This is a genomic window from Treponema sp. (assembly GCF_045657965.1).
In the GTDB taxonomy this organism is placed as follows: domain Bacteria; phylum Spirochaetota; class Spirochaetia; order Treponematales; family Treponemataceae; genus Treponema_D.
In genome coordinates, this window is the sequence record NZ_JAZOUG010000330.1 from 1 (window position 1) to 7,160 (window position 7,160).

Genomic DNA, 7,160 nt, shown 5'->3' on the forward strand with positions numbered 1-7,160 from the left:
TTTGATTGATTCGGATAAAATCCAATCGAATACAATTTCACGCTGATTATCAAGTTCGTGAATATCCTTAAGATACTGTAATCCTGCAAGATGGTAGAAATGAATCTTCTCAAACGAAATGAGGGGTCTGACTTGATTTCCCTTTTTGGTAAGAATTATTTCATATTCGATATCAAGGAGATGAGAAAAATTTTTTGCAGAATCAAGAATGTTGTTCATAAAAATAAATAAAAAAAAGCCCTGCACATTGGCAGAGCCTTACAAGTATTTTTCCTTCAGCCACTCGCGAATGACCTAAGCCCAGTTTTGGTAAAATATTAACCGTCAGGGGACTCCATGAAGCACTCCTTCTGGGCAGAACACTTCACTTCAACGCCTAGGCAGCACACTTGTTGCTACAACTATAATTTAACGGCAGATTGTGCAGATGTCAAGAGAGCGAAACTGAATCTTCATTGTCTGTATCATAACAAGCCTTGTATATCCCTGAAATAAAGCCTCTCAAGACTTCGTTATGGCACTGTATACAATATGCTATTTCTTCTTCTCTGTTACCAGGCATAGAATTAACTTCGTAGACAATCAATTTGGCTCCACAGTTTTTGCAAGTAATATGTTTTCCATAATTTTTATAATCTCCTTCAATAAGCTCTGCCGTACAAAATGGCACGGCAAATTTTGCTGTTTACTGATTTTTTGCCCACTCGTTGTATTCTTCAAGTGTCATGAAGGTAACATTACCCGAAGAATCGAATCTCCATTGCATGGGTCTAAATTCAAACATTGAATCATCTGGTAAATCAGATAAATTTACGGTCATATCAATCTGCTTAAATTGCGTATCATCAAAGTAGCGATTTTGGGGTTTTACATTGAAATCCGCATTGTTTCCTGTATGAAGTCGAATTTCACCTTTCTTTATTCGATAATCTGTATTGTCATACAAGCCATACTCTAAAGTACCACCGCGCCCATAAATAAAATGAAAAACTCCCCAATCGTCTACTGAAAATGGCGAAAGATATCTTGTATTTACATTTCGAGTCCAATATTCATTTGCTTTATTTGCCTTAGTCTTTTCCCACTCGGTCAAGACTTGTTTTGCGACAAGTACTGTGTAGCGGTTGAACACCAACTTTGCACCGGGCAATCCAGTAAGTTTTACGCTTTTATTGTCGCTCGAAAGTTCAGATTTTATGTTGGAAAAATCGTAGACCAAAATTACGCTATTTTTAGCAACATATCCTGCCAAATCTTTGAGTATTTTTTCCCATTTTTCCTTCTGTTCTTCACCATACTTAGCTTTTGCCTTCAAGTCGCTTATGTCACTGCCTGAAAAACTACCGTCAAGCATCTTACTCATAGAAATACGAGCTTCCTTGCTTGTTGATGAATCTTTCTGTGCTTCTGCATAGAACGCAAGTGCTTCAATCAGATTGTCTGCTTTTTCTGCGGCGGCACCTTTTGCAAGCGATTTTGTTGCGTTCAAGGATTTTTTATCGGTTTTAGCAAGCTGAGCTTTTTCTTTTTCAGACAAACCGATTCCAAGACCGTCGAGCAATTCTGTGATAATTGCTCGAATAGTTGTTCCGTCCTCAATTTCTTTTGTGCCAACCCTGTCGTTGTAAGCTGCCTTGATTTCATTCGTGGTAATGTCTATTGCACGGAAGTTTAGCTCATAGGAAGACGAAAGTGCCGTGATGGAGCCAAAGACTGCATACTGTGCGTTTGTCATCTGCCCAAGCTGAACAGCATTTTCTTCGGTGTAAAAGCCAGTCTCACCAAGTTCCTGCTCTGCCTTTGTCAAATCCTCATTGGCACGGTCAAGAACGGTCATTTTTGAATACTTCGCAAGATTTCCAGTAATTGAATCCTGAAAGAACTGTGGCATCCAGCTTTCACCTTTTCCGCCATTTCGTACTTCCGGTGCTGTGACGGCAATCACAAGCCCTGCACCTTTGTATAAATCTTTTTCTGATTTTATTTCTTTTACCGATGATGACTTTTCTGTCGTCTGGGCCACATTACTTACTTCCGCAGTTGAGTCGCATGAAGACAAAAAAATCATCATCATAGAAAATAATGTGACGATGATTTTTTTCATTTAATTCTCCTGATATGTTGTGCCATTTGTCAATGACAAAACAATAAAATATAAAAAAGAAAAGGCTTTAGAAATCGAGATTTTCGGCACTAGACCATCCTGATATTCGTGGATTTAGGAGGACACTTTGTTCCACCATTACCGACAGGTCAATGATCCGCCAAAAGTTCTTTCTGTCTAGGAACGGGAGTTCGCAGGATTTTTTCCTGTTAGCCCATAGGAGAAACGAAGATAACTGAATCATGCCTCGTTTCCTCCACCTTTTCTTTATTTCAAAAACTTAAAATATGAATAATGAACTAAGCTATTTTGTAGTTCATCATTCCCCATACAAAACAAGCAAGTTCCCTTGCACCAGCTGCGGAAGAAACGTTGTAATTTTTACCGCGTTCCTCCAGATGCTTCATTTTCGTTCTGATTCGTTTCGTTGCCTTGTCCGCATACGCTACGATTTCAGGGCTTGCATTCTTTTGCCTTTCAAGAATCCTTTTGGATTTTTCGCCATAAGGATTCGTCCGTTTTATTGCCTTCGCTGACTCACAGAACAAAGCCCTCACGCGCTTATTCCCTGCTTTCGTGAGCGGAAGCATATTTTTAGTCTTTCCGCTGGAATCTTCTCCAGGACAAAGACCAAGATAACTTACGAACTGAGCTGCCGTCGCAAATCTTGAAAAATCATTAATTTCAACCACTGTTTCCACAGCAGTGATTACATCAATTCCAGAAAAACAGATAAGCTTGTCAACTTTGTCCTTTACAATTTCAAGCTCCGCTATTTCTCGAATTCTTGCATCCATCAATTCAATTTTTGCTTTCAGACTGTAAACTTCCGAAAGATACTCATTTAAAGCCTCCTGCATCCATTTTTCTGAAAACTGAACGGTCTTTATCCATTTGAAGAATTTTTCAGTCCAGTAATTTCCGCTTTCAGGATACGATTTTCCGTTTCTCAGCAGGAAAGAAAGAAGTTCCTGCTTTGCTTTTTTAAACATTTTCTTCTTTGCATCTCTTGCTCTTGTATATTCCTTCAAGGCCTCCATTTCTTCACTCGGAAGATAAACCTGACTGTAAGATTTATATGCAAGGATTCTCGCTATTGCCCTTGCATCAATTCTGTCTGTTTTTACCCGTTTCTTTCCATCCGGATTCGACATTGTTGTCGGTGCCATAACTACGCAGCCATAACCAGCCTTTTGTAATCCGCGGCAAAGACCGTAACCTGTTGGTCCTGCTTCGTATCCGCAGGCGAACAAGATTTCTTCCTTGTGTTTTTTCTGTATTGCCTCCAGGTATTTTATTACAGCTTTCGTTGTTGCTTTTATTGTCATCTCATCAGAAAGTTCATTTCTGAAAAAGTCAAAGCAGCAAAGTGAATAGGTGTCCTTGTGAACATCAATTCCAATGTACAAAATCTTTTCGTTTCGTGTTATAATTTCCATGTAGTGCCTCCACTTTGTATGAGGTAATGCCCATACTGTTAATTTAGTCATTAACTATTTTGGAGCTAAATCCACGTTTTTACAAACTGGATGGCACTACATATTGTCTAGTTGAACAAGATTGATGCTGCAAGAGCCTCGGCATCAGCCCATTCTTTGTCTGCACCAGTTACAGTTGCTGCAGACTGGTAAACAGGGCTGCCAGAAAGGTAAGCTGCTTTTGTCGCATCTGCTACAGCTTCCGTCTTTTTTACGCTGGCATCAGCTGCAATTTTTGTGCGCTCTGTCTTTGCGTTCTGCATAATTTTTGCAAGTTCCTGCTCTGCGGCGGCTTTCTGCTGTGCTGGTGCAAGTGATGCCTGAACATCAGCCATCTGCTTGTTGATTTCTGCCTTCTGTTTTGCTTCTTCCTGACTCATAACAGTCGGGAATCGGGCATCATGCATCATCTCGCTTACCAACCCCTTTACAAAATCCTGCTCAGGGCTGAGCTCGTCTGCAACGCCACCCAAAACTTGTTTGACATATTTTGCCGTAGTTTGTGCCCAAGTATTTGCAGGAATCTGATAAATCTGATAGACGATATAACTTGATTTCTTTTCACCAGAAACCGGATCAACCTCAACAACCTGCTGCCAATATTCTGTTGCTTTCTGATGTCCAGTAATCTCTGCATTTGACTGAGTTTTTGTGACTTCCTCAATCGCCTGTCTGGTTGCATCGCTTAAATTACCAGAGCGAGCTTGTTCTGCAGCATAGACATTGACTGACTGCTGAAGTTCTCGAGCAATCGTTCTAGCATAAGCCATATCAGCCCGCATTGTTGCAGAACGAACATCCGCACCAGTTCCAGTTGAACGACGGTAAACATCGCCGTCCTTCTTTTTGAAAGCAGATATATACGCAGAAAAATCACCACGAACGGCAGGAGCAAGCCAAGCCGGAGTTGCTTCTGTTCCGAGTGTGCGTCCGTCCCAGTCAACAACGGTCGTCTCTTTTCCAGCGACAGTTACGCCAGAGTTTGACGCAGGCTTTGTACTCACATTTGAAGCCACATTACTTGTGCTTCCACAGCTTGTCGCCATAATTGCCGCAATCGCAGCAAATCCAATCAAAATTTTTTTCATATTTTCCTCCAAAATATTTTTGTGCCTTTAAAAGGCTAATTCGCTTTGTAAAGATTTCTGAATCTCTCCTGCAACTGCAGAAAAAGCTCGTTGTTTTGCAACAGCTTCATTCTTTGCCCCTATTTTTTTAAGCTGCCTGCTTACCGAATAAATCACTTCGCCAGCCTTTTCAATTTGAATCGTAAAAGACGGCGTAAAAAAAGTTCCAGCTGGGAGAGTTTGTACGTTCTCAGAGATTTCTCCAGAACAAAGATATTCAGCGTTTTCGTTCAATGTTTTGATTCCGATTTTTGAGAAAGTTCCTTTGACGGCTTTTGAAATCCGCTCCTCGTAATCCGAAGAAACTTTTACAGAAACAGAGCAATTTTTCGCAAGCCTTCGAGTTGAAGCTTCAATGTCTGAGATTTTGTTACGAGTTCCACCATATTTTTCAGCACGGTCAGGATTCAAAATCATTGCAAAATCTAGTTTTTTAATCAGTTCGCTTTGTTTTGCTTCTTTTGAAGCTCTCGAAAGTCCGATGATTTTAGAAAGGTTGTCCGATTGAGAAATTGCATTCGAATAAAATTGCTCAAAACTCTGCACGGAATCCTCAATTTTCGGCTCATAAATCCGCCACGCTTCCTCACGGTCAATGTATGCCGTCACTTCGTATTGTTTTTGCTTTTTGTCAAACCTTGGCTTCGTATAATGAACCGCAAAAAGCTCAGTCTGAGAATTGACAAAAACTTCTTCGGTCATTGTGCTGTTTGCGCCGACATTTGTAACAGTCGTTCGTTCCTCAGCCTTGACTTCTATGTTCATCTGAAAGAACTTTGAAATTGCAGCAAGAGCGGCATTCTCAGCAGACTCTTTTGTTCCCCCGTAACCAGTTTGAGCGATGTAAGATGAATTATTAAGAAAATCTTCCGCAAATGCAGACTGCCCTGAAATCAAAAAGGCTACCAGCATTATAAGAGAAGTTGTGGTTCGTTTCATTATTTACCTATTTTTCAAACTTTTCTTTTTCTATTCCAAAAAAAGAAAGCAATTACAAATCATCAAGGCCATCGAGAGTATTTTCTTTATATTCGTTATATGCATCATTTTTAAGATTTTCCTCAGTTCTTAATAGCTGTTCAAGGAAATCTTCGAAATGCTTTTGAACTTTCTTGTAGTTGCCAAATTCAAGCAGCGTTTGAAGGCTCAGACCTTCGCTAACCTGTCCTTCTGGTTTCTGAATAATCATAATGCCGGATGATATTTCTTGCTTTTCATCTACATAACGCAGTTCCAAACGAGTTCCAATTTCAGCATACGGATAAAAGTTGAATATCATTGATTTTGCCTCACCTGAATCCGTATACTTTCTATATTCCAAATGAACAGCTTCGCTTCGTTCTGGTTCTTTTGAGTTCCGTGTCCGAGGAATTATATACGAACCAAGATAAAGTCGTATCTCATATCCATCACCTTCATACATTCTGCTATATTCAGTCGTCAAATAATTATCAAGCCCTTCCAATAAACTTCTATAGCAAGAATCCAAATTATATTCGCCGAATGGTGAGTCTATTCCAGCTTCATACAAGATTTCTTTTGATTCCTTTTCAATTTCTTCTGAATCATAAGCAGCGGTAAATGACAATGGACGGGAGAAAACATCAAGCCATTTTTCCATCAATCGATCAAAAACTTCCATGTCGTCAGTTTTAAGTTTTGCGGCCTTCAGAATATACTCTGGCATAACATCACCGAGATTTGGAAGATTTTTTATCTTCTTTTTTGGCTTTTGCTCAACACCATTTTCTTTTTGTTCAGTTTTCTTTTTTTCTCGAGCCAAGCGTTTAGCTTCTTTTGCCGCAGCAATTTTTTCTGAAATATCAGACTCTTCTTTTATAAAAAGCTCTTCAAATTGTTTTGAAATCTTATCAAAATCAAAATCTTCTCTCGGCTCATCAAAAACTTGCTGAACTTTCGTAGCAAAATCAGAGAAATACTTTTTCTTATCATCAGAATCCCAAAAAGCAAGGAATCGCTTTTCTGATTCAGATGACAACGCATAATTTGCAGCAAGAAGTGTTACAAGCCTTAAATCTTGCTGATTTTCATCTAACTTATTTAAAACATAAAAAGGCGTACCTAAAAAAAGCTCATATTGATATTTATAAGGATTTAAAAAAGATGCCAATTTTTGTTCAGTTTTCAAAGTCTCTTTTGCACCTTTTTCACAGAAAATCAAAATAATATAATTCTTGTCGACACTGTCAAACGCTTGTAATTCACGCCCAGTTGATGGATGAACAAAAAAAGTCTTACGCTGTAAATTATATTTTTGAACTAATATTTCCGTTAATTTGACAATTTTATCTATATTTTCATCATTGTTTTTAAAAACAATGAGAATTTGAGAAAGTAAAAAGCCTTTGTTTTTTTCAAGTGAATAAGAAAGACGAAGCGATTCAACAGGGCAATCAAAGAATGACGATTCACTATTTCTAAAAACAACAG

General features: G+C 38.9%; 6 protein-coding genes. All 6 read right to left on the bottom strand.

Annotation, left to right across the window (positions count from 1 at the left end; genetic code table 11):
* A partial coding sequence (locus tag ACKI5B_RS12520) for a PBECR4 domain-containing protein (protein WP_407429273.1) occupies positions 1-219 on the bottom strand: 219 nt, incomplete at its 3' end.
* 466 nt (positions 220-685) lie between these two features.
* On the bottom strand, positions 686-2,104 hold the full coding sequence (locus ACKI5B_RS12525; protein ID WP_407429275.1) for a CsgG/HfaB family protein: 1,419 nt from the start codon (positions 2,102-2,104) through the stop codon (positions 686-688).
* Between the two features lie 299 nt (positions 2,105-2,403).
* The gene (locus ACKI5B_RS12530; protein WP_407429277.1) at positions 2,404-3,543 is read right to left on the bottom strand and encodes an IS110 family RNA-guided transposase; all 1,140 of its coding nucleotides are present in this window, start codon (positions 3,541-3,543) and stop codon (positions 2,404-2,406) included.
* 107 nt (positions 3,544-3,650) lie between these two features.
* A complete protein-coding gene (locus ACKI5B_RS12535; protein ID WP_407429279.1) occupies positions 3,651-4,670 on the bottom strand; it encodes a hypothetical protein in 1,020 nt (339 codons plus the stop codon).
* Positions 4,671-4,697: 27 nt separating this feature from the next.
* Positions 4,698-5,648, bottom strand: coding sequence for a hypothetical protein (locus ACKI5B_RS12540; RefSeq protein ID WP_407429281.1), 951 nt, complete (start codon positions 5,646-5,648; stop codon positions 4,698-4,700).
* 52 nt (positions 5,649-5,700) lie between these two features.
* On the bottom strand, positions 5,701-7,160 hold a 1,460-nt coding region (locus tag ACKI5B_RS12545), incomplete at its 5' end, for a hypothetical protein (RefSeq protein WP_407429283.1).

What these genes read in the sequence shown, in the direction of transcription:
- ACKI5B_RS12525 (WP_407429275.1), bottom strand. Translation starts at nt 2,104, where the DNA reads ATGAAAAAAATCATCGTCACATTATTTTCTATGATGATGATTTTTTTG.
- ACKI5B_RS12530 (WP_407429277.1), bottom strand. Translation starts at nt 3,543, where the DNA reads ATGGAAATTATAACACGAAACGAAAAGATTTTGTACATTGGAATTGAT.
- ACKI5B_RS12535 (WP_407429279.1), bottom strand. Translation starts at nt 4,670, where the DNA reads ATGAAAAAAATTTTGATTGGATTTGCTGCGATTGCGGCAATTATGGCG.
- ACKI5B_RS12540 (WP_407429281.1), bottom strand. Translation starts at nt 5,648, where the DNA reads ATGAAACGAACCACAACTTCTCTTATAATGCTGGTAGCCTTTTTGATT.